General features: G+C 31.2%; 23 protein-coding genes. 10 read left to right on the top strand and 13 right to left on the bottom strand.

What is annotated here, in order from left to right; translation table 11 throughout:
- The first annotated feature begins 1 nt into the window (after position 1).
- The 10 genes from gloB to F754_RS0100140 all read left to right on the top strand — a co-directional run bounded on the left by gloB (position 2) and on the right by F754_RS0100140 (position 7,328).
- Complete coding sequence (gloB, locus tag F754_RS0100185; protein WP_023647897.1) at positions 2-721, top strand: hydroxyacylglutathione hydrolase; 720 nt, start codon at positions 2-4, stop codon at positions 719-721.
- Between the two features lie 64 nt (positions 722-785).
- Positions 786-1,199: a 50S ribosomal protein L21 gene (gene rplU / locus F754_RS0100180; RefSeq protein ID WP_023647896.1), complete on the top strand. Its 414-nt coding sequence runs from the start codon at positions 786-788 to the stop codon at positions 1,197-1,199.
- A 12-nt stretch (positions 1,200-1,211) separates the two neighbouring features.
- Positions 1,212-1,466 carry a 50S ribosomal protein L27 gene (rpmA, locus tag F754_RS0100175; RefSeq protein WP_008544325.1) on the top strand — a complete coding sequence of 85 codons (255 nt, stop codon included), beginning with the start codon at positions 1,212-1,214 and terminating at the stop codon, positions 1,464-1,466.
- 27 nt (positions 1,467-1,493) lie between these two features.
- Positions 1,494-2,477 (top strand): GTPase ObgE, encoded by a 984-nt coding sequence (obgE, locus tag F754_RS0100170; RefSeq protein WP_023647895.1) that lies wholly within the window; start codon positions 1,494-1,496, stop codon positions 2,475-2,477.
- Positions 2,467-3,573, top strand: coding sequence for a glutamate 5-kinase (locus F754_RS0100165; protein WP_023647894.1), 1,107 nt, complete (start codon positions 2,467-2,469; stop codon positions 3,571-3,573). Before obgE ends, F754_RS0100165 begins: the two co-directional genes overlap by 11 nt.
- Position 3,574: 1 nt before the next feature.
- Positions 3,575-4,825, top strand: coding sequence for a glutamate-5-semialdehyde dehydrogenase (locus F754_RS0100160; protein ID WP_023647893.1), 1,251 nt, complete (start codon positions 3,575-3,577; stop codon positions 4,823-4,825).
- A 14-nt stretch (positions 4,826-4,839) separates the two neighbouring features.
- A complete protein-coding gene (locus F754_RS0100155; protein WP_023647892.1) occupies positions 4,840-5,346 on the top strand; it encodes an adenylyltransferase/cytidyltransferase family protein in 507 nt (168 codons plus the stop codon).
- 17 nt (positions 5,347-5,363) lie between these two features.
- Positions 5,364-5,714, top strand: coding sequence for a ribosome silencing factor (gene rsfS, locus F754_RS0100150; protein ID WP_023647891.1), 351 nt, complete (start codon positions 5,364-5,366; stop codon positions 5,712-5,714).
- Positions 5,711-6,850 (top strand): S41 family peptidase, encoded by a 1,140-nt coding sequence (locus F754_RS0100145; protein WP_023647890.1) that lies wholly within the window; start codon positions 5,711-5,713, stop codon positions 6,848-6,850. Before rsfS ends, F754_RS0100145 begins: the two co-directional genes overlap by 4 nt.
- A gap of 1 nt (position 6,851) precedes the next feature.
- The gene (locus tag F754_RS0100140) at positions 6,852-7,328 is read left to right on the top strand and encodes an RNA pyrophosphohydrolase (protein WP_023647889.1); all 477 of its coding nucleotides are present in this window, start codon (positions 6,852-6,854) and stop codon (positions 7,326-7,328) included.
- Here the strand turns inward: F754_RS0100140 and atpC are convergent.
- The 13 genes from atpC to F754_RS0100075 all read right to left on the bottom strand — a co-directional run bounded on the left by atpC (position 7,321) and on the right by F754_RS0100075 (position 24,370).
- Positions 7,321-7,713 carry an ATP synthase F1 subunit epsilon gene (gene atpC / locus F754_RS0100135; protein ID WP_023647888.1) on the bottom strand — a complete coding sequence of 131 codons (393 nt, stop codon included), beginning with the start codon at positions 7,711-7,713 and terminating at the stop codon, positions 7,321-7,323. The genes F754_RS0100140 and atpC overlap by 8 nt on opposite strands.
- The gene (atpD, locus tag F754_RS0100130) at positions 7,713-9,131 is read right to left on the bottom strand and encodes a F0F1 ATP synthase subunit beta (RefSeq protein ID WP_023647887.1); all 1,419 of its coding nucleotides are present in this window, start codon (positions 9,129-9,131) and stop codon (positions 7,713-7,715) included. Before atpD ends, atpC begins: the two co-directional genes overlap by 1 nt.
- A gap of 2 nt (positions 9,132-9,133) precedes the next feature.
- Entirely contained in the window at positions 9,134-10,009 is an 876-nt protein-coding gene (locus F754_RS0100125) for a F0F1 ATP synthase subunit gamma (RefSeq protein ID WP_023647886.1), read from the bottom strand.
- A 6-nt stretch (positions 10,010-10,015) separates the two neighbouring features.
- A complete protein-coding gene (locus F754_RS0100120; RefSeq protein WP_023647885.1) occupies positions 10,016-11,551 on the bottom strand; it encodes a F0F1 ATP synthase subunit alpha in 1,536 nt (511 codons plus the stop codon).
- Positions 11,552-12,109 (bottom strand): ATP synthase F1 subunit delta, encoded by a 558-nt coding sequence (gene atpH / locus F754_RS0100115; protein WP_023647884.1) that lies wholly within the window; start codon positions 12,107-12,109, stop codon positions 11,552-11,554.
- A 108-nt stretch (positions 12,110-12,217) separates the two neighbouring features.
- Positions 12,218-14,173: a primosomal protein N' gene (priA, locus tag F754_RS0100110; RefSeq protein ID WP_023647883.1), complete on the bottom strand. Its 1,956-nt coding sequence runs from the start codon at positions 14,171-14,173 to the stop codon at positions 12,218-12,220.
- A 22-nt stretch (positions 14,174-14,195) separates the two neighbouring features.
- Positions 14,196-15,596, bottom strand: coding sequence for a dihydrolipoyl dehydrogenase (lpdA, locus tag F754_RS0100105; RefSeq protein WP_023647882.1), 1,401 nt, complete (start codon positions 15,594-15,596; stop codon positions 14,196-14,198).
- Entirely contained in the window at positions 15,597-16,916 is a 1,320-nt protein-coding gene (gene odhB / locus F754_RS0100100) for a 2-oxoglutarate dehydrogenase complex dihydrolipoyllysine-residue succinyltransferase (protein ID WP_023647881.1), read from the bottom strand.
- Between the two features lie 6 nt (positions 16,917-16,922).
- The gene (locus F754_RS0100095; RefSeq protein WP_023647880.1) at positions 16,923-19,832 is read right to left on the bottom strand and encodes a 2-oxoglutarate dehydrogenase E1 component; all 2,910 of its coding nucleotides are present in this window, start codon (positions 19,830-19,832) and stop codon (positions 16,923-16,925) included.
- A 34-nt stretch (positions 19,833-19,866) separates the two neighbouring features.
- Entirely contained in the window at positions 19,867-20,742 is an 876-nt protein-coding gene (sucD, locus tag F754_RS0100090) for a succinate--CoA ligase subunit alpha (protein WP_023647879.1), read from the bottom strand.
- Complete coding sequence (gene sucC / locus F754_RS0100085) at positions 20,743-21,903, bottom strand: ADP-forming succinate--CoA ligase subunit beta (RefSeq protein WP_023647878.1); 1,161 nt, start codon at positions 21,901-21,903, stop codon at positions 20,743-20,745.
- Between the two features lie 2 nt (positions 21,904-21,905).
- On the bottom strand, positions 21,906-22,868 hold the full coding sequence (mdh, locus tag F754_RS0100080) for a malate dehydrogenase (protein WP_023647877.1): 963 nt from the start codon (positions 22,866-22,868) through the stop codon (positions 21,906-21,908).
- 8 nt (positions 22,869-22,876) lie between these two features.
- Positions 22,877-24,370, bottom strand: a complete 1,494-nt coding sequence (locus F754_RS0100075; protein ID WP_023647876.1) for a CoA-acylating methylmalonate-semialdehyde dehydrogenase — start codon at positions 24,368-24,370, stop codon at positions 22,877-22,879.
- Positions 24,371-24,377: the final 7 nt, after the last annotated feature.

Below are 24,377 nucleotides of genomic sequence, written 5' to 3'. Positions count from 1 at the left end.
AATGTATATCGAAATTATACCCTGTCTCCAAGATAACTATAGTTATCTAATTATAGATGATAGTAACAATACGGCGTGTGTAATAGATCCTAGTGAGTCTCAGCCAATAATAGATTTTCTAGATAATAAGAATATAAAATTAAAATATATTCTTAATACTCATCATCATTATGATCATATCGGAGGAAATAAAGAATTAAAAAAAAAATTCCGATCAACTGTTGTGGGCTTTAAAGGAGATTCAAAAAGAATACCAGAAATAGATATTTTATTAGAAGATAATCAAATATGGAAAGCTGAAAACTTTGAAGCTAAAATAATGCATGTTCCTGGACACACTTCAGGTCATATTTGTTTCCATTTTTTTAAAGAAAAATTAATTTTTACTGGAGATACACTATTCTCACTGGGTTGTGGGAGATTATTTGAAGGTTCTTATGAAGAAATGTATGAGTCTTTGAACAAAATTAAAGTTTTACCAAAAGAAACAAAAATTTATTGTGGTCATGAATACACTTTAAGTAATTCAAAGTTTTGTAAAAAATTTGACTCTGAAAATAAAGATTTACAAAAAAAAATAGAAAAAATAGAAAAACAACGACACAATGGAACTCCAACAATACCCTCAACTTTAAAAGAGGAATTAGAATGTAATATATTTTTAAGAGCAAAAGATGTTGAAACCTTTTCAAAATTGAGAGATTTAAAGGATAATTTTTAATTAATTCGACTTGACTATAGCTTTGCTGCAACTATATTGCGGTTACTTAAATATAAATCATACTATGTCATACGCAGTAATAAAAACAGGTGGAAAACAATATAAAGTAAAATCTGGAGAGATTCTAAAGATTGAAAAATTACCAGATTCAAAACCTGACTCAAAAATAGAATTTAATGAAGTTCTTGCTTATGGTGATGATAAAACTATTGAAATTGGCACCCCTACAATTACAGGAGCAAAAGTTGAAGCTGATTTAATTAAAAATGGTAAAGATCGAACTATTTTAATTTTCAAAAAAAGAAGAAGACATAATTCAAGAAGAAAAAATGGGCATAGACAAGAGCATACTATGATAAGAATTAATAAGATTTTTTCTAAAGATGGTAAAGTTTTATCAGAAGCTGAAAAAATAGTTAAACCAACTAAAAAGGTTGAGACTGAAGTTAAAGAAAAAGCTGCAGTAACAGTAAAATAAATTAGGTAATTTATGGCAACAAAAAAAGCAGGTGGATCATCGAGAAACGGAAGAGATAGTGCTGGGCGTAGGCTTGGTGTTAAAAAGTATGGTGGTGAAACAGTAATCCCTGGAAATATAATTGTAAGACAAAGAGGAACAAAAATTTTTCCTGGAGAAAATGTGGGAATGGGTAAAGATCATTCAATTTTTTCAGTTGTTAAAGGTAAAGTTGTATTCAAAAAATCAAAAGCAGATAGAACTTTCGTTTCAGTAAAACCCAATTAATAGTACAACTTAAATAGATGTTGTATTATGAAATTTCTCGATCAAGTAAAAATTTATATTAAAGCTGGTAATGGTGGTGATGGCTCACCAAGCTTCAGAAGAGAAAAATATGTTGAATATGGTGGTCCAGACGGAGGTGATGGTGGAAAAGGTGGATCAATAATTTTAAAAGCTGAAGAAAATCTAAATACACTTATAGATTATAGATATCAACAACATCATAAAGCACAACGAGGAGAGAATGGGGCTGGACAAAATCGTACAGGTAAAGGAGGTGACGATTTATTTCTTAAGGTACCACTAGGAACTCAAGTTTTTGAAGAAGATAATAAAACTTTATTATTTGATTTTAATAAAAAAGGAGAGGAATTTGTTGTTGCTGTTGGAGGTAAAGGTGGATTGGGAAATACTAGATTTAAAAGTTCTACGAATAGAGCTCCAAGAAAATTTACTAAAGGTGGTGTTGGAGAAGAATTTACAATTTGGCTCCAATTAAAAACAATCGCTGACATTGGAATAATTGGATTACCTAATGCAGGAAAATCAAGTTTATTGGCCGCTATTACTAATGCAAACCCAAAAATTGCAAATTATAGATTTACCACTCTTAATCCTAATTTGGGAGTTGCATCCTACGATGATAAAGAAATAACTATTGCGGATATTCCAGGACTTGTAGAAGGAGCTCATGAAGGTGTGGGTCTTGGTATACAATTCTTAAAGCATATTGAAAGATGTAAGTCATTATTACATCTTATAGATATTACTAACTTAGATTTAAATGAGTCTTATGAACAAGTTAAAAATGAATTGAGAAATTACAGCTCTAAATTAATTGATAAAAAGGAACTTGTGGTACTGAATAAGGTAGATTTGGTAGATGAAGATACTGTTAAAGATGTAATTGATCATTTCTCTAAAGGAAAAAATTGTGAAATAATGACAATGACAACATTAGAGAAAGATTCTATATCTAAAATTAAAGCTAAACTTTTGTCATATGTCTCTTAAAAATTCAAAAATAATCGTTATCAAAATAGGATCTTCACTTCTAGTTGACAACAATAAAAAAATTAGAAAAAAATGGCTTTCTAGTTTTGCAAAAGATATCAAAAAATTAAAAGATAAAAATCAAAAGGTAGTAATCGTAAGTTCAGGTGCAATAGCTCTTGGATGTAAGAAAATGAATATAAATAAAAAAACGATAAAACTTGACAAAAGTCAGGCTATAGCCTCGATAGGCCAAATTGAGTTGATGAATTTGTTTTCACAAACATTTACAAAATATAAGTTAAATATATCACAAATCTTATTAACTCTTGAAGATACAGAGGAAAGAAGAAGATCTTTGAATGCCAAAAGAACTTTTGAAAATTTATTTGATTTAGGTTTTATCCCAATAGTTAACGAAAATGATACAATAGCTACGTCTGAAATAAAATATGGTGATAATGATAGACTAGCGTCTAGAGTGGCTCAAATTACTGATGCTGACACTTTAATTCTTCTTTCAGATGTAGATGGTCTTTATACAAAAAATCCAAAAATTTACAAAGACGCTGAATTAATTAAAAATGTAAATAATTTTAAAAAAGATTTGAAAGAAATTAATATTAAAGGTGTAAATGAGTATGGTAGTGGTGGAATGCACACTAAAATAGAAGCAGCAAAAGTTTGTCAATTGGCTGGCTGTAATATGGTTATTGCAAATGGGCTAGGTTTTAATCCTATTTCAAAGATAAGTGATAAAAATAATTGTACATGGTTTCATTCTAAAGTTTCAAAACTTGATGCTAGAAAAAAATGGATCATAAGTTCAATAGCACCAAAAGGATCAATAATAATTGATGAAGGTGCAAAAAAAGCGCTAAGGTCAGGAAAAAGTTTACTAGCTGCTGGAATTAAAAAAATCTCAGGAAAATTTAATAAAGGGGATCATGTCAAAATTCTTGATAAAAAAAATAATGAGTGTGCTAGAGGCTTAAGTTCTTTTACTTCTGATGAAATAGTTAAGATAATGGGGCATCATTCAAATCAAATAGAAAAATTATTAGGTTATGTTTCAAAATCAGAAGTTATTCATAAAGATGATATGGTAGAGATTTAAAATGAGTAAAATAATGAATTTAATAGGTGTAAAAAGCAGAAAAGCATCTGAGAAAAAAGTTGATATAGATACCAAAAATAAAGTTTTGCGCCTTTATGCTAAATTACTCGATAAAGAAAATGGATTAATTTTAAGAGAAAACTTAAAAGATATAAAATTTGCCAAAAAGAAGGGGGTTAAAGAAAACTTAATTAACAGACTGAGAATTGATGAGGTAAAGCTTAAAAACATAAAAAACTCTATTATTAAAATTTCAAAACTAAAAGATCCTGTAAATGTTACTTTAAAAAAATGGACTAGACCAAATGGGTTAAAAATTAAAAAAGTGACCATACCAATAGGTGTAATAGGTGTTATTTTTGAAAGTAGGCCCAATGTAACATCTGATGTGGCAAGTTTATGCTTTAAATCTGGTAATGCAGTAATTCTTAAAGGTGGATCAGAGGCTATAAATACTAACAGGATACTGTCAAAATTATTTCGACAAGCTCTTCTAAAAAATAAAGTTGATGAGAATTATATTCAATTTGTAGACTCTAAAGATAGAAAAATGGTCGACATCATGCTTTCTAAAATGAAAAAATACATAGATGTGATAATACCTAGAGGTGGAAAAAACTTAGTTAAAAGAGTTCAAGATTTTTCTACAGTTCCTATAATTGGTCACTTAGAGGGTATCTGTCATACATTTATTGATAAAGATGCAGAATTAAATATGGCATCAAATATTGTTTATAATGCAAAATTAAGAAATACGGCTATTTGTGGTGCAACTGAAACTATTTTATTTCATGACAAGATAGTTAAAAAATTTTGTAATCCAATTTTAAAGAAACTTGAGGATGAGAATTGTAAAATATATGGGGATAATATCTTAAGAAAATACTACAAAGGCAACATGTATTCTGCCAAAGAGAAAGATTGGTCTACAGAATATTTAACAGCTACTGTATCAGTGAAAGTTGTCAAAAGTTCTGATGAAGCTATCAATCATATAAACAAATATGGAACTATGCATACTGACTCCATTATTACTAAAAATAAAAATACAGCTAACAAGTTTTTAAAGAATATTAAAAGTTCTATTGCAATGCATAATACTTCAACACAATTTGCTGATGGTGGTGAATTTGGATTTGGTGGTGAAGTAGGTATATCAACAAATAAACTTCCTCCAAGAGGTCCTGTTGGATTAGAACAATTAGTTTCATATAAATATGAAATATCAAGCAAAGGAAAAATAAGAAAATAAACTAAATATAGAAAATGAAAATTGGAATTTTAGGAGGTTCATTCGATCCAGCTCACAAGGGTCATTTAGCAATATCTAAGGAAGGTAAAAAAAGATTTAAACTTGAAAAAATTATTTGGGCAATTACTAAAAAAAATCCACTCAAAGCTGAAAGTAAAACACCTATATCTAAAAAGATAAAAGATTGTAAAAAAATAATAGGATTAAATTCTTTCATAAAAGTAAAATTTTATGAAAATATTATAAAATCTAATAAAACTATTGATTTAATCAACTACCTAAAAAAAAATAAGAATATTGAAATTTTTTTTTTAATGGGAGCTGACAATTTAATCAACTTTCACAAATGGCATAAATCAGAATTAATTTCACAAAAATGTAATATCATTGTATTTGATCGTCATGGTTATAAAAAAAATTCTTTAAAATCAAAGACATTTAAGAGACTAAATAATAAAACTCTTACATTTGTAGAGTTTAATAAAGTCAACATTTCATCTTCTCAATTAAGAAAAATTTGATAGTCTATTTTTAATTAATGGATAAAATTTCAGATCTCAAATCAGTTGTAATTAACACACTGGATCTCAACAAAGCACAAGATATTGTCACAATTGATCTTAAAGATAAAAGTTCAATGGCTGATTATATGATTATTGCAAGTGGTACTTCTTCAAGACATATTCAGTCTTTATCAGAACAAGTTTTAGAAAAATTAAAAGATAATGGAATTAAAAATTCTAAAATAGAGGGCAAAGAAAGCAATGAATGGAAACTTGTTGATGGTATTGATTTAATTGTTCATATTTTTCATCCAGAAAAAAGAAAGTTTTATGAGCTTGAAAAAATTTGGTCAGAACTAATCCCAAAAGAAAAGGTTATTATATGAAAAAAATTCAATTATATTTAATAATAATTTTATCTTCTTTTTTTTTATCAAATTCAATAAATTCAGCTGAATTAGATATTTATAAAAAAATTGATTTATTTGGCGAGGTTCTGGAAAAAATAAACAAAGAATATGTGGATGAAATTAATCAGTCTGAAAGTATGGACTCAGCTATTAACGGTCTTCTTCAATCACTTGATCCCTATTCATCTTATATGTCCCCAGAAATATTTCAGGAGATGCAGACAGAAACTAGTGGAGAGTTTGGTGGTCTTGGAATTGAAGTCAGTATGGAAGCTGGTGTAGTAAAAGTAATTACTCCTATAGATGATACTCCCGCATCAAAAGCAGGAATTAAAGCTGGAGACTATATTGTAAAAATAGATAATGTTCAGGTACAAGGAAAATCATTAAGTGAAGCAGTTGACCTTATGAGAGGTCTAGTGGGGACTGATATTGAGCTCACTATAAGACGAAGAGGAGTAAAGAAAGCTCTCACATTCAACATAACAAGAGAAATAATTCAAGTTCAATCTGTTAAATCAGATCTTTTAGAAAATAATATTGGTTACATCAGATTAACTTCTTTCAATGATAATAGTAGTGATCAAATTAAAAAAAAAATTAAAAAGTTAAAAGAAAATGAAAACTTAAAAGCATTTATATTAGATCTTAGAAATAATCCTGGTGGACTATTATCTCAAGCAATAAGAATTTCTGATTTCTTTCTTGAAAATGGAGAAATCGTATCAACAAAAAGTAGAAAAAAATCAGAAAATAGAAAATGGTTTGCAAGAAAAGGAGATATTACTGAAGGAAAAACTTTAGTAGTACTGATCAACTATGGCTCTGCATCAGCGTCAGAAATTGTTGCAGGAGCTCTTAAAGATCATAAAAGAGCTATTATACTTGGTGAAAATAGTTACGGCAAAGGGTCAGTGCAATCTATTATTCCTTTAAAGAATAAAGGAGCTATAAGATTAACAGTTTCCAAATACTATCTTCCATCTGGAGAGTCTATATCTGAAGTTGGTGTAAGGCCAGATATTGAGGTGAATGAAGAAGGTGATGATTTTAGAATTAAAACTGATACTGATAATCAGTTGAATTATGCAATTAAATTACTAAACGGTTAATATGAATAAGAATTTTAGCGAACTACCGCTAAGAACTGGGGTAGGAATAATTCTATTAAATAATGACAATAAAGTTTTTGTTGCGAGAAGAATAGATAATGCAAAAAAGTTTTGGCAAATGCCACAAGGCGGGGTTGATGAAGGCGAAGATTTTTTAAAAGCAGCTTATAGAGAACTAGAAGAAGAAACTAGTGTTAAAAGTGTAGAATTAATAAAAGAATTAGATGGAACAATTACTTATGAACTCCCTGAACGTTTATTAGGAATTATTTGGAAAGGTAAATACAAAGGCCAAAAACAAAAATGGTTTTTAATGAAATTTACTGGAGATGAAAAAGAAATTAATATTAAAACTAAAAATCCAGAATTTTTAGATTGGAAATGGATAGATCTTGATCAAATTACAGAAGTTGTAGTAGATTTTAAACTGCACGTTTATAAAGAGCTTCAAGAAAAAGTTAGAAAAATTATTAATTAATAGATCTTAATACTTCAATCTTTTGATCAACTAAATACTTTGATTGGTCAGTAATATCAGGCTTACCTGCTTCTTCTTCAGCTAATTTAAGTAAATCTTGCTGTTTCGATTTGTCTAAATCTGCAAGATTAAAAATTGAGCTAGTTAGAATTGATAAATTATTATTCTTAAATTCAACAATCCCATCCTCAACATAATAATTTTCATCTCCAGATTTTGATAAAATTTTGATTATCCCTGGTTTTAAAAATGAGATAATAGAAATATGGTCTTTAAGAATACCCATTTCACCTTCAAAAGCAGGCACAACAACCTCAGAAACATCTTCTTTAACTAAAAAAGACTTTTCTGGGTTTACTATCTCAATCTTAAACTCTTCACTCATTATGCGGCAGCTTCTTTAGCCATTTTATCAGCTTTTTCTATCGCTTCTTCTATAGTTCCAACCATATAAAAAGCAGCTTCAGGTAAATGGTCATAATCGCCTTTACAAATTGCAGCGAAGCCCTTTATTGTTGAATCTAAATCAACTAACTTACCAGGAGAACCAGTAAACACTTCAGCTACAAAGAATGGTTGAGATAAGAATCTTTGTATTTTTCTAGCTCTAGCTACAACTAATTTATCTTCTTCAGATAATTCATCCATACCTAAAATGGCAATGATGTCTTGTAAAGATTTATAAGTTTGTAAGATTTTTTGAACTTCTCTAGCAACTCTATAATGCTCATCACCAACTATTCTAGGATCTAAAATTCTTGAGGTAGAGTCAAGTGGATCAACTGCTGGATAAATACCTATTTCTGCAATTTGTCTTGAAAGAACGGTTGTTGCATCTAAGTGAGCAAATGAGGTTGCTGGCGCAGGGTCAGTTAAGTCATCAGCTGGAACATAAATTGCCTGTACTGAAGTAATTGATCCTTTATTAGTTGTAGTAATTCTTTCTTGAAGGTTACCCATATCAGTTGCAAGTGTAGGCTGATAACCAACAGCTGATGGTATTCTTCCCAATAGAGCCGATACCTCTGAACCTGCTTGAGTAAATCTAAAAATATTGTCTACGAAGAAAAGAACGTCTTGACCCTCTTGATCTCTAAAATACTCAGCTACAGTCAATCCTGTAAGAGCAACTCTAGCTCTAGCTCCTGGAGGTTCATTCATTTGTCCATAAACTAACGCTGCTTTAGATCCAGCTCCATCTTTCTTGATTACACCTGAGTCTATCATCTCGTGGTATAAATCATTTCCTTCTCTAGTTCTTTCTCCAACGCCAGCAAATACTGAAAAACCACCATGTGCTTTTGCAACGTTGTTAATTAATTCCATAATCAAAACTGTTTTTCCAACTCCAGCTCCACCGAATAGACCAATTTTTCCACCTTTTGCATATGGTGCTAATAAATCAACTACCTTAATTCCTGTAACTAATATTTCTGTTTCTGTTGACTGATCACTAAATTCAGGAGCCGCTCTGTGAATCGGCCACTTTTCTTTTGTTTTTACTTCACCTTTTTCATCGATAGGTTCACCAATAACGTTTATAATTCTTCCCAACGTTTCTGGTCCAACAGGAACTTGAATAGGTGCTTTAGTGTTTATAACCTCATCACCTCTCTTTAATCCTTCGGTAGCGTCCATTGCAATTGTTCTAACTGTAGATTCTCCTAGATGTTGAGCAACTTCTAAAACTAGTCTATTATTTCCATTTTTACACTCTAATGCTGATAAAATTTCTGGAAGATCTTCATCAAATTTTACGTCTACTACTGCTCCAATGACCTGTGTAATTTTTCCTTTACTCATAATTATAAACTCTCTGCTCCTGATATGATTTCTATTAGTTCTTTAGTAATTGCTGCCTGACGACTTCTATTATACTCAATAGTAAGCTTGTCAACCATTTCACCTGCGTTTCGGGTTGCATTATCCATTGCACTCATTCTTGAGCCCTGTTCACTAGCTGAATTCTCTAACATCGCCTTAAATATTTGTGTTGAAATATTTTTTGGCAATAAATTGCTTAAAATCTCATCTTCATCTGGTTCAAACTCATAACTATCCTGAGATTTTTCTTCCTCTGAATTTTCAACATTTAAAGGAATTATTTGTTGAGCTTGAGGAATTTGCGTAATTACATTTTTGAATTGATTGTAAAAAATAGTACAAACATCAAACTCTTCAGCGCCAAATTTTTCAATTACCATTTTGCCCACTTTATCAGCATCAAAATAATTTGCGTGTTTTGACTCTTTAAATGAAATATTTGCAATTATCTTATCACCATAAGCTCTTTTAAGTTGATCATTTCCTTTTGAACCTACAGTAATAATCTTTAATTCTTTTCCATCTTTCAAAAGTTTTGCAAAGTAGGTCTTGGCTTTTTTAATTATATTTGAATTAAACCCACCACACAAACCTCTATCTGATGTCATTACAACACAAAGATGTACTTTATCATTACCTGATCCAGATAATAATTTTGGAGCATTTTCTTTGTCTGAAATCCCACTAGAAAGATTAAGAATTATATTATTCATCTTTTCTGAATAAGGTCTTCCCTTCTCAGCACTTTCTTGAGCCCTTCTAAGCTTTGCCGCTGCTACCATCTTCATAGCTTTTGTAATTTTCTGTGTAGATTTTACACTAGCTATTCTTTTTTTAAGGTCGTCTAAACTTGCCATAATTAATTAAGATTTAAAGTTTTCCTTTAACTGAGTAATTGCTTCAATTAGTAATTTTTCTTTATCATCTTCAAGTTTGCCTGAACTTTGAATTGAATCAATTATTTCAGGTTTATCAGACTTGCATTTTTCAATGATTTTGTTTTCAAACTCAGCAATATCTTTTAATTCAATATCATCCAAATATCCCTTTACTCCACAGAAGACAGATATTACTTGTTCGGCTACTGTCATTGGTGAATATTGTTTTTGTTTAAGAAGTTCAGTTAATTTTGATCCTCTATTTAAAAGTTGCTGTGTTGATGCATCTAAATCAGAACCAAATTGAGCAAAAGCAGCCATCTCTCTATACTGTGCTAACTCTAATTTCATTGATCCAGAAACTTTTTTCATCGCTTTTGTTTGCGCTGAAGAGCCAACTCTAGAAACAGATAAACCTACGTTAATAGCTGGTCTAATCCCTTGGTTAAAAAGTTCAGTTTCTAAGAAAATTTGACCATCTGTAATTGAAATTACGTTAGTTGGAATAAACGCTGATACGTCACCACCTTGTGTTTCAATAATCGGAAGTGCTGTTAAAGAACCTCCACCATGCTCATCACTTAATTTCGCAGCTCTTTCTAACAATCTACTATGTAGATAGAATACATCACCTGGGTAAGCTTCACGTCCTGGAGGTCTTCTTAAAAGTAAAGACATTTGTCTGTAAGCAACAGCTTGCTTAGATAAATCATCATAAATGATTAATCCATGCATTCCATTATCTCTAAAATATTCACCCATTGTACACCCTGTATAAGGCGCTAAAAACTGAAGTGGCGCAGAGTCAGACGCTGTTGCAGCAACAATTGTTGTGTACTCCATTGCCCCAGCTTCTTCTAATGTTTTTTGAATTTGTCTTACAGTTGATCTTTTTTGACCAATCGCAACATAAATACAATAAAGTTTTTGTTTCTCATCACCAGATTCATTAATTTTCTTTTGGTTAATAATAGCATCGATTGCAACTGCAGTTTTACCTGTTTGTCTGTCTCCAATAATTAACTCACGCTGTCCTCTTCCTACTGGAACTAGACTATCAATAGATTTCAAACCTGTTTGCATAGGTTCGCTAACTGACTGTCTTGGAATAATTCCTGGAGCCTTAACTTCAACTCTGCTTTTTTGAACACTTTTATCTAAAGGTCCTTTACCATCAATTGGATTTCCTAATCCATCAACAACTCTACCTAATAATTCTTTTCCAACTGGAGTATCAACGATGTTACCAGTTCTTTTAACTGTATCACCTTCTTTAATATTTCTGTCATCTCCAAAAATTACAACACCAACATTTTCGCTTTCTAAGTTTAAAGCCATACCTTTAGAGCCATCGGCAAATTCTACCATCTCTCCAGCCTGAACATTATCAAGACCATAAATTCTAGCGATACCATCTCCTACTGATAATACTTGTCCAACTTCGGTTACTTCTGCTTTATCACCAAAATTTTTAATTTGTTCTTTTAGTATCTTTGTTACTTCTGAAGGATTTATTTCCATTTAAGCCTCTATCATTCTGTTTTCGATTTGTTGTAATTTATTTTTAATTGAGGTATCCACCATAGTACTTCCAACTTGCACTACTAAGCCTCCTATTAAACTTTGATCATATTTGTAGTTTAATTTTATTTTTGAGCTAAAGTTTTTTGTTAAGTCATCTGTGATTTTAGAAATTTCGTCACCAGATAATTCTTTTGCTGATTTTAATTCTGCTTTTAATTCTCCTCTTTTTTTTGAACAAGTTTCAATAAAACTCTTTAAAATTTGTTCTACATAAAAAAAACGTCTTTTAGTGATTAAAAAACTTAAGAAATTTTTTAATAAATTTTCAAATTTGTTATCATTAGAAATATTATCTAAAACTTTTAGAAGATCTTCTTGGCTGTTTGTAGGGTCCTTAATTAAATTTGAAAAATCTTTACTTGATGAAATCAAACTTAAGATAGATAAAGATTGATCTTCTACTTGTGAAAGAACACTGTTTTCGCTTGCAAGTTCATACAAAGCTAAAGAATATCTGTCAGCTGAAGTTATTGAAAATCCCTTATTTTTACTCAACTTAGTACCTCTGTTATGTTGAAGATAATTTTAAAATCACGCTTTAATTAGCATATGAGTATAATGTCTTCAAGTAACACATTCGTTAAAAAGTGCTTTTTTTAAGGGTTAATTGAAGTTTATTGGATCAACATCAACTGAAAGTTTTATTCCTGATGAAAATTTGTAATTTGGGATAATTTCTGCAATTGAGTTCTGCAATTTGAGAGATTTTGAACCCCTGATTAACATTCTTACTCTAAATTTCCTTTTTAGCCTAAAAATTGGCGCACTTACTGGCCCTAACACTCTCCCCTCAATTTTTTTTTCAATAAAATTTTTAAAATAAAAAGCTTCTTTTTCTAATTTTGCTTCATTGTCACCTGTTAAGATTAATGAAATAAATCTTTGAAATGGTGGAAGCTTGTTTTGTTTTCTAATATCTAATTCTCTATCAAGAAAAATATCAGGATTACTATTGGTTAAATCTGAAATCATTTTAGTATTTGTGTTATAAGTTTGAAAATATACAGTTGCAGGTTTTCCTGTTCTTCCTGCTCGTCCAGAAAGTTGATGGTACAACTGTAAGTTTTTTTCAGCTCCTCTTAAATCATGTCCTTGCAAGGAAAGATCAATATCAACTACCACAATACAATTAAGGCTTGGAAAATGAAAACCTTTAGAAATTAACTGGGTTCCAACTAAAATTTGAACTTCATTATTAATTATTTTTTCTAACTTTTCAATAGAACTTTTTTTATTCATGGTGTCACTTGAAAAAATTTCAATTTTTTTTGATGGAAAGTTTTTTTTAACTTCTTCTGATATTCTTTCAACACCAGGACCGCTAAAAATAAATTCACAATCCCCATCTTTTACGCAAGTTCTTTTTAAAGAAGATTTAAAACCACAATAATGGCACAATAAATTATTTTTTCCTTTATGGTAAACTAAATTTATTGAGCAATTAGGACATGAGTAACTATTAAAGCATTTGTTGCAAAGTACATGTGGAGAAAAACCTCGTCTATTTAAAAAAAATAATACTTGATCATTTTTATCAAGATGAAAATTTACTTTTTCAATTATTTTTTTTGAAAGCCAAGATTGTTTTTCTAATTTTGTTTCATTAAGATTAATTATTTCATAATTTGGTAATGATGCGTCTTGGTAACGTTTTTCTAGTTTAGAAATACTATATTTACCTTTTTTAATATTTTCATAAGTTTCAATTGAAGGAACAGCAGTTATTAAATTGATAGGGATATTTTCAAATGACGCTCTTGAAATAGCCATGTCTCTTGCATTGTAGGTAACACCCTCATCTTGTTTGTAAGATTGATCATGTTCTTCATCAACAATAATTAAACCTAGTTTTTTAAAAGGTAAAAATAGTGATGATCTAGCACCTATGACAACTTTAATTTTTCCATTTGTAACTCCACTCCAAATAATTTCCTTTTTTTTTTTTGCAATACCAGAGTGCCAAACTGCTGGAGTAAAACCAAAAAATTCTATAAATTTTTTTTCAAATTGACCTGTTAAGCCAATTTCTGGTAATAAAATTAAGCCCTGAAAACCTTTGTTTATTATATCTTTAAGGGCTTCAAAATAGACCATAGTTTTTCCTGAACCCGTTGTACCTTGAAGAACATGAACTCTAAATTTTTGATTAGAGACATTCATTTTTTTAAGGGATTTTTTTTGTTCTTCAGAAAGCTTAATTGTATTTTTTTTAATATCTGTTTCAAAAACTTTGAAAGTATCTTTTTGAAACTTTTCTACAGCATTACTACTTAATAAAACCAGTTTTAAAGCCATTCCTTTTGGAATTATATTATATTCTGAAAACCAGTTAAGGAATTTAATGGTTTTTTTTTTTAATGGCGTAACATCTAATTTTTTTAAGACATTCTTTATCTTAAAATTTCTATTATTCTTTTTTTCAAATTCATCCCAAACGACGCCTGTAATTTTAGATTTACCAAAAGGCACCACCACATAATCACCTACTTTTAAACCAATATCACTTTCATAGGTAAAAGGATGATTGAATATGTTGGGTAAAAGAATCGGTACTTTCATATCTTGATAATATGAAAAAAAATTAAGAGTGTATTGCTCTTTTATCTACTGATAATGCTGCTTCTTTAACAGCTTCTGAAAATGTTGGGTGAGCGTGACAGGTTCTAGCAATATCTTCAGAGCTTGCACCAAATTCCATTGCAACACCTATTTCTGCAATAAGTTCTCCAGCATGAGGTCCAATAATATGCGCACCCAAAACTTTATCTGTAGTTTCGTCTGCTAAAATTTTAACAAACCCCTCTGCATCATCTATAGCTTTTGCTCTAGAGTTTGCCATAAATGAAAACTTACCAATTTTATATTTTGTGTTTAATTCTTTTAATTGTTCTTCTGTCTTACCAATTGATGCTACTTCAGGGGTAGTATAAATAACACCAGGTATTGTATCGTAATTCACATGACCTGATTGACCTGCAATATTTTCTGCAACTGCAATTCCTTCATCTTCTGCTTTATGAGCAAGCATTGGTCCACTTATAACATCGCCTATTGCATAAATATTATTAATATTAGTCTTAAACATATTGTCTGTTTTAACTCTTTTTCTTTCATCTAATTCAACTCCAGCAGCTTCTAAGTTTAAACCATTAGTATTTGCTTTTCGCCCAACTGATATAAGTACAACATCACAATCAAAATTATTTTTATTACCGTCTTTATCACTTGTTGTAACAACTGCTCCTGATTTATTATTTTGAATAGCTTCAACTTTATTTTGCAAATTAAATTTGATGCCTTGTTTTTTTAAAATCTTCATGAATTCTGAGGAAATTTCTTTATCCATACCTGGAGTAATATGATCTAAAAATTCTACTACTTGCACTTCAGCTCCTAATCTTGACCAAACTGAACCCATTTCTAATCCTATGTAGCCACCACCAACGACAACCATTTTTTTTGGAACTTTATCTAATTTTAATGCACCTGTTGAAGAAACAATGACCTTCTCATCAATTTCTATTCCTGGTAAGGACACTGGTACTGAACCTGTTGCTATCACTGTTTTTTCAGCTTCAATGGTTGTTTCTTTATTTTGATCGTCCTTAATTATGATTTCATTTTGAGATTTGAAGCTTCCAGTTCCTTTGTAATAAGTTACCTTATTTTTCTTAAGTAAAAACTCGACACCCTTAGTGAGTATAGTCACTGCTTTATCCTTACTTTTCATCATTTTTCCAAGATTTAGCTTAACCTCGCCTACTTCAATTCCTTTACTGGACAAGTTTTGAACTTTATGAAATTCTTCAGATAGATTTAATAAACTTTTTGAGGGTATGCATCCAACATTTAAACATGTTCCTCCGAGAGATCCTCTTGACTCAACACATGCTGTTTTTAATCCAAGTTGAGCAAGCCTTATAGCACAAACATAACCACCAGGCCCCCCTCCAATTACAACTGCTTGAAATTTTTCCGTCATTTAGATATCCAAAAACAACCTTCTAGGGTCTTCTAAATTTTCTTTAACCATTTTTAAAAATGAAACTGACTCTTTGCCATCAATTATCCTGTGATCATATGACAAAGCCAAATACATAATTGGTCTAATTTTTATTTCTCCTTCAGCCACAACAGGTCTATCAACAATATTATGCATTCCAAGTACACCTGATTGAGGAAGGTTCAATATTGGTGTTGATAACATTGATCCATAAACACCCCCATTACTAATTGTAAAAGTTCCTCCTTGAAGATCTTCAATAGTTAATTTTCCATTTCTTGCTTTTTCTGAAATTACTTTAATATTTTTTTCAATTTCAGCAAATGATAATTCATCAGCATCTCTTAATACAGGTACAACTAAACCTTTTTCAGTTCCTACAGCAAAACTAAGATTATAATAATTTTTGTAAATTATTTCATCACCATCTATTTCAGCATTTACTGCTGGGAAATTTTTTAATGCAACAACACATGCTTTAACAAAGAAAGACATGAAGCCCAACTTTATTCCATAACGATTTTGAAAATCTTGCTGATTTTCTTTTCTCATTTCCATAATATTCGTCATATCAACTTCATTAAAAGTAGTTAACAAAGCTGCATTTTCTTGTGCTTGTTTTAATCTTTTAGCTATCGTTTGTCTTAGTCTGGTCATTTTAATTCTTTCTTCTTGACCATACTTAACTTTTCTCTCTGAAGGCTGGGGATTAGCTCCCATTAAACTTATAAGGTCACCTTTTAAAACTCTTCCATCTTTTCCTGAGCCTTTAACTGAATTAATATCTATTTTATTTTCTACAACAATTTTTCTAACTGCTGGTGAAAGTGTTTGGCTTTCCGTATTAATTTTGGGTTCTGATTTCTCTATTTTAGCCTTTGGAGCTTCTTGCTCTTTGACCTCGTCAGTTAAAATTAATGGTTCATCTTGATTATTTTTTTCAATTTTTTCCTCAAAAATTTTTGGTTCTTTTTTAGATGGGTCTAATTTGATTACGTTGTCTTCTATTTGAGTAGGTTCCTCTATTTTAACCTCTTCTTTCTTAACTTTCTCTGTTGATCCACTTTCTGATACTGAGCCAAGCAATGCCCCCACTTCTACCACTGATCCATCTTTTGAATTTATTTCAGTTAAAAAACCTTTTATAGGTGATGGAACTTCAAGATTAACTTTATCTGTTTCAAGCTCTACTATCGGTTCATCAGCTTCAACAGCATCTCCTGCGTTTTTAAGCCATTTTGCTACTGTTGCCTCGGTAATGCTTTCACCAAGAACAGGAACTACAATTTTTTCACTCATTTATAATTACTCAAATACCTTATTAATTATTTCTTGTTGTTGAGAATTATGCCTCTTCGCATAGCCAGTTGCTGGGGATGCATCAGGGCTTCTTCCTATATAAGAAATTTCACTATTATTAGCCTTAATAGTGTCTAATGTCCATTGGATATAATCTCTAACTGAAAACCAAGCTCCCATATTTTTAGGTTCTTCTTGGCACCAAAAAAATTTAGCGTTCTTTGCATATGGTTTTAATTCTTTAACAAGTGTTTTTGCAGGAAATGGGTAAAGTTGCTCTATTCTAAACAAAATTACATCATCTTTTTTTAATTTTTCTCTAGCCTCTAATAAATCAAAATAAACTTTTCCTGAACACAAAATTACTTTTTTAATTTCAGAACTTTCTTTTAATTTTATAAAACCTTTAGTTTGAGGATCTATTGCATGATCCCAAAGTATTCTATGAAAAGAATTTGACTTACTAAAATCCTCTAAATTTGAAACACAATATTTATTTCTAAGTAAAGATTTTGGTGTCATCAGAATTAAAGGTTTTCTAAAATCTCTATGCATTTGTCTTCTTAGAGCATGAAAATAATTTGCAGGTGTTGTGCAATTCATAACTTGCATATTGTCGTTTGAACATAACTGTAAAAATCTTTCCAATCTAGCTGATGAATGTTCGGGTCCTTGACCTTCATATCCATGAGGTAGCAACATTACTATCCCTGAAGCTCTTCTCCATTTTCTTTCCCCTGATGCAATAAATTGATCAATCACCACCTGAGCACCATTTGCGAAATCTCCAAACTGTGCTTCCCATAAAGTAAGAGTGTTAGGCTCTACTAAACTATAACCGTACTCAAATCCTAGAACAGCTAATTCAGATAAAAAGCTATCAACAACTTCGAATTGCTTCTGATTGTTAGAAATATTATTTAAAGGAACATATCTAGTGTTATCTTTTTGATTTCTTAAAACTGAATGTCTTTGACTAAAAGTGCCCCTTCCAGAGTCTTGACCAACTAATCTTACTGGATAACCTTCTTCTAATAGAGATCCAAACGCTAAAGCTTCAGCTGTTGACCAATCAATATTAGACCCTCTTTTAACAGCTTCTTTTCTATTGTTTAATATTTTGACTATAGTTTTGTGTAAATTTAATTCGTCAGAAGATGCATTTATTTTTTCTGAAATCTCTAATAGCTTTTTAGTATCTGCACCGGTTACACCTCTTTTATCCTTACCTTTTTCTGGTTTGTAAGCTGACCACGTACCTTCAAACCAGGCAATTTTTGGTTTATAATCTTTTGCATTTTTAAACTGATCATCAAGTAAGTTTTTAAAAGTCTTAATGAAATTATCTAAGTTTTCATTTGATATAACATTTTCATCTACAAGTTTTTTACCATAAACTTTTGTTGTTGAGGGATGTGATCTTATTTTTTCATACATTAAAGGTTGAGTAAATGATGGTTCATCTCCTTCATTGTGACCAAACCTTCTATAACAAATTAGATCTATAACCACATCTCTGTTGAACTTTAATCTAAACTCTGTTGCTATTCTGGACGCAAAAACAACAGCTTCTGGATCATCTCCATTTGCATGAATTATTGGGGCGTCAACCATCTTTGCTATGTCAGAAGGATATGGAGAAGACCTAGCAAATCTAGGACTAGTAGTGAACCCTATCTGATTATTGACTATTATATGAATTGTGCCTCCAGTATTATGACCAGGTAACCCGGACATTGCAAAACATTCTGCTACAACACCTTGCCCTGCAAACGCTGCATCACCATGAATTAAAATTGGTATTACCTTGTTTCTCTCTTTATCTTTATGAAAATATTGTTTTGCCCTAGTTTGACCAAGTACAACAGGATTAACTGCTTCTAAATGTGATGGGTTATCAGTTAAACTAACATGGACTGAGTTTCCATCAAACTCTCTATTTGATGAGGCACCTAAATGATACTTAACGTCTCCCGCCCCTTCATCCGATGAGGTTACAAACTCTCCAGCAAACTCATTAAATATTCTTTTGTAAGACTTTTGTAATACATTGGCTAAAACATTTAATCTTCCTCTGTGAGACATGCCAATCTTAACCTCTTTTACTTGAGACTGGCCACTAATTTTAATTATTTGCTCTAAGGCAGGTATTAAACTTTCTCCCCCATCTAATCCAAATCTTTTAGTTCCAACATATTTTGTATGAAGAAATTTTTCAAAACCTTCTGCTTGAATTAATTTATTTAAAATAGCTTCTTTACCATTTTTGGTAAAATTCAAATTATCATCTGATTTTTCAATTCTATCTCTAAACCATTTTCTCTCTGTTGGATTGGAAATGTGCATATATTCATAACCAACGGGTCCACAATAAGTTTTTTTTAAAAAACCTAAAATTTCCTTAATATTTGAATTTTGTTTATTGATTACTCCACCAAGGTAAATGTTTTTTTGATAATCTGTTTTTTTAAAACCAAAAGACTCTGGATGAAGTTCATCTAAATAATCTGATTTCATCAATTCAAGTGGATCAAGTTTAGCTATAAGATGTCCACGTTGTCTGTATGATCTGATCATTGAAACTGCTTTAATAGAGTCTTCGTTAGATCTTGATGAACCTGGACTTACACCATTATTATTTACCGTAATACCATTAGAATTTTGTTCTTCTTGGTCAATTTTTTTTTGAAGTTCGTCAATATCTACTGTATCTTTTTTAGGCCCCCATGAAGGACCATTAATTTCTTTTGCAATAATATTTAATTCATCACCAATACCTTCAAAATAATCTTTCCAACTATCAGGTAAATCTGCATCCTTGTTCACAAATTTAAGATACATTCGCTCAATAAATGCACTATTAGATTTGTTTAAAAATGAAGTTTTTTCGTACTCAAGATTTTTTGATGCCGACATCTAATTATTTAATATAGTCCTCTAATATTATTTTTCAATTTGACAATTTATTAAATAATGTTTTTCCAATTATTGAAGGCGATTTTGCGACTGTAATGCCAGATTTTTCCATTTTTTTAATCTTATCTTCGGCACCACCTTTTCCTCCTGAAATAATAGCACCCGCATGACCCATTCTACGACCGGGGGGAGCTGTGATCCCAGCAATAAACCCAACTATTGGTTTTTTGATTTTATGATTTTTAACAAACTCTGCAGCTTCTTCTTCTGCTGCACCTCCAATTTCTCCTATCATTAAAATAGATTCTGTCTCCTCATCATTTAAAAATAAATCTAAACAATCAATAAAATTTGTACCATTAATTGGATCACCTCCAATACCAATACAAGTTGATTGGCCCAAACCATTCTCTGTTGTTTGTGCTACCGCCTCGTAAGTAAGAGTTCCAGATCTAGATACAATTCCAACTGATCCTCTTTTGTGAATGTTTCCAGGCATAATTCCTATTTTACATTCATCTGGTGTAATTATTCCTGGGCAATTTGGTCCAATCAATCTACTTTTTGAACCATTTAATTTTTGTCTTACCTTAAGCATATCCTGAACTGGAATTCCTTCAGTGATACAAACAATTAATTCTATTGATGCTTCTATTGCTTCTATAATTGCAGCTGCAGCAAATTTAGCAGGCACATAAATCATTGTTGCATCCGCGCCAACACTATCTTTTGCTTCGATGACGCTATTAAAAACAGGTCTATCTAAATGTTTTTGACCACCTTTTTTTGGAGTCACACCACCAACTAAATTAGTTCCATATTTAATTGCTTGTTCAGAGTGAAAAGTACCATGTGTACCTGTAAAGCCTTGACAGATTACTTTTGTATTTTTATTAACTAAAACAGACATTTATTTAATTGCCTCTACAATTTTTTTCGCTGCATCATCTAAATTTTCAGCAGATATTAATTTTAATCCTGAGTTATCTAATATTTCTTTTCCTTCTTTAAAATTTGTCCCAGCAAGTCTAACAACTAATGGGGTACTAATATTTATTTCTTTGGCTGCGTCTACCACTCCTTGAGCAAGAACATCACATCTCATTATTCCTCCAAAAATATTAATTAAAATTCCTTTAACATTTTTGTCTGATAGAATTATCTTCAAAGCTGCTGAAACTTTTTCTTTTGAAGCACCACCACCAACATCTAAAAAATTAGCTGGCTCTTTTCCGTATAATTTTATTATATCCATAGTTGCCATAGCTAAACCTGCACCATTAACCATGCATCCAATACTTCCATCCAATTTTATATAAGCTAAATCATGTTTGCTTGCTTCTATCTCAGTTGGATCTTCTTCATTTAAATCTCTTAACTCAACAATTTCAGGATGTCTAAATAAAGCATTAGAGTCAAAGTTTACTTTTGCATCTAAACAAATTACTTTTTTCTCCTCAGTCAGAATTAATGGATTAACCTCAACCATATTTGCATCTGTTTTTATAAACATTTGATAAATTGATTTTATTAGCGAAATTGCTTGTGTTTTTGCACTATCAATTAAGTTAAAAATCTTAATTATCTCCTCACAATCTTTGTCAGAAATTTCATTACTTATATCAACTTTAGTTGTTATGATTTTTTCAGGTGAGTTACTTGCTACTTCTTCAATATCCATTCCACCTTGGTCGCTAGATATGAAAGCTATTTTAGAACTAGCCCTATCGACCAAACAAGATAAATAAAACTCTTTGTCTATATTTGATGACTCTTCAACGTATAATCTTTTTACTTCTCTTCCTTCAGGACCTGTTTGATGAGTAACTAAAGTTTTTCCCATCATCTCTTTTGCCGCCTCACTTAACTCTTCAATAGTATCTAAAATTTTTACTCCTCCAGCTTTTCCTCTTCCACCTGCATGAATTTGTGCTTTTAGAACATATTTTTTTGTATTTAATAATTTTGCTTTTTCTACTAAATCATCAACAGAGAGAGCAAAGACACCCTCTGGAACAGTTGCTCCATATTTTTTTAGAATTTGCTTTGCTTGATGTTCGTGAATGTTCATTATTACTTAGAAAGATCAGGATCTATTTTAGATGCTGCTTCCCAAAGAGCTTTGACTGCATCAATAGAATGCATAAATTCTTTTTTTTCTTTTTCATCTAAATCAATTTGCTCAATTTTTTCGACTCCATCTTTTCCAATAATAACTGGTACACCTGCATAAACATTATTCACACCATACTCTCCATTTAATTGAATTGCGCATGGTAGTAATTTTTTTTCGTCTTTTAAATATGACTCTGCCATTTGAACTCCTGATGCTGCAGGCGCATAAAATGCAGATCCTTTTTCAAGATATTTAACTATTTCAGCCCCACCGTCTCTAGTTCTCTGATTTATTTCCTCTAATCTATCTTGAGAAATCTTTCCTTCTTTAACTAAATCAAGTAAAGGTTTTCCTGAAACTTTTGTAAATCTAGGCATTGGTACCATGGTATCTCCATGTCCACCCATCACCATTGCATCTATTTCTTTTACCGGGATATTTAATTCTAAAGATAAAAATAATTTAAATCTAGAGCTGTCTAAAATTCCAGCCATCCCAACAACCTTATTAGCTGGTAAACCAGAAAATTTTTGAAATGCCATTACCATTACATCTAAAGGATTGGTAATACATATTACAAATGCATTCGGCGCATTTTGCTTAATACCCTCTGCTACTTGTTTTATAATCTTTAAGTTAATCCCTAACAAATCATCTCTACTCATACCTGGTTTTCTTGGCACTCCAGCAGTAATAATGATTACGTCTGAGTCTTTAATATCTTTATAGTCATCTGTACCTGAAAATTTTACATTAAAACCGTCAACTGATGAAGATTGTGCTATATCAAGTGCTTTTCCTTTTGCTATTCCACTTGCGACATCAAACAAAACTACTTCGTCTACCAATTCTTTTGTTCCAATTAAGTGTGCTAAAGTTCCGCCTATTTGACCTGCTCCAATCAAAGATATTTTGCTCATTTTTTTCCTTATTTCATTGTTGGCATTACAAATTCCGCATTTGAACGGATACCTGAAGGCCATCTAGATGTTACTGTTTTTAGTTTGGTATAAAATTTTATTCCTTCCATGCCATGCATTCCACTATCTCCAAATAAAGATCTTTTCCAACCACCAAAACTGTGAAAAGCCATTGGAACTGGGATTGGAACATTGACACCAACCATGCCTACTTGAATTTTATTTGCAAAAGTTCTACCTGCGTCTCCATCTCTTGTATAAATGCTAACTCCATTTCCATATTCATGATCGTTAATTAATTTAACTGCATCTTCAAAAGTTTTAACTCTAACTACTGATAATACTGGACCAAATATTTCTTCTTTATAAATCCTCATGTCTTTATTAACATGATCAAACAAACATCCACCTATATAAAAACCATTTTCATAACCTTGAAGTTTTAAATCTCTACCATCAACTACTAGCTTTGCCCCTTCTTCAACTCCTAGATCAACATAACTTTTTACTTTTTCTAAATGCTCTTTAGTAACTAAAGGTCCCATCTCAGAACTTTTATCCATTCCTGGACCAACTTTTAGAGCTTCTGCTTTTTTTGACAATCTTGAAACTAACTCGTCACCAATATCTCCAACAGCTAATGCAACAGATTGTGCCATACATCTCTCTCCTGCAGAGCCATAAGCAGCACCCATTAATCCATTTACAGCTCCATCTAAATCACAGTCTGGCATAACTACTAAGTGATTTTTCGCTCCCCCTAATGCTTGAACTCTTTTTTCATTTTTAGCTGCATTCTCATAAATATATTTAGCAATAGGCGTTGAACCTACAAAGCTTACTGCTTTTATGTCTTTATTTTCTAAAATTGCATCTACAGATTCTTTATCACCATTAATTACATTAAATACACCTTCTGGCAGTCCAGCCTCTGTAAGTAACTCTGCTAATCTCATTGGGCATGATGGATCTTTTTCTGAAGGTTTTAAAATAAAAGTATTTCCGCATGCTATAGCAATTGGGAACATCCACATTGGAACCATTGCTGGAAAATTGAATGGTGTAATTCCTGCAACAACTCCTAATGATTGTCTCATAGACCAACTATCTACATTCGTTCCTACATTTTCAGAAAATTCACCTTTTAATAAGTTTGGAATTCCACATGCAAACTCAACAACTTCTAATCCTCTTGTCAATGAGCCCCTTGCATCTTCATAAACTTTTCCATGTTCAGAAACTATTAGTTTTGTAAGTTCGTCAGAATTTTTTTCTATCAATTCTTTAAATTTAAACATTATTCTTGCTCTTTGAAGAGCGGGTTTTAAAGACCAAGTTTCAAAAGCTTGTTTTGCAACTTCGACTGCTTTATCTAAATCTGATTTTGAAGCAAGTCTTACTTCGGATTCTTGTTCTCCAGTTGCAGGATTAGAAACTTTTGCTTTTCTATCAGAATTGCCTGGAATAATTTTTCCACCTACATAGTGTTCAATTAATTTCATGAATACG

The organism is Candidatus Pelagibacter ubique HTCC8051 (assembly GCF_000472605.1).
In the GTDB taxonomy this organism is placed as follows: Bacteria; Pseudomonadota; Alphaproteobacteria; order Pelagibacterales; family Pelagibacteraceae; genus Pelagibacter; species Pelagibacter communis_B.
The sequence above is the reverse complement of the archived record's forward strand: the minus strand, read 5'-3'. Positions and strand labels throughout refer to the sequence as shown.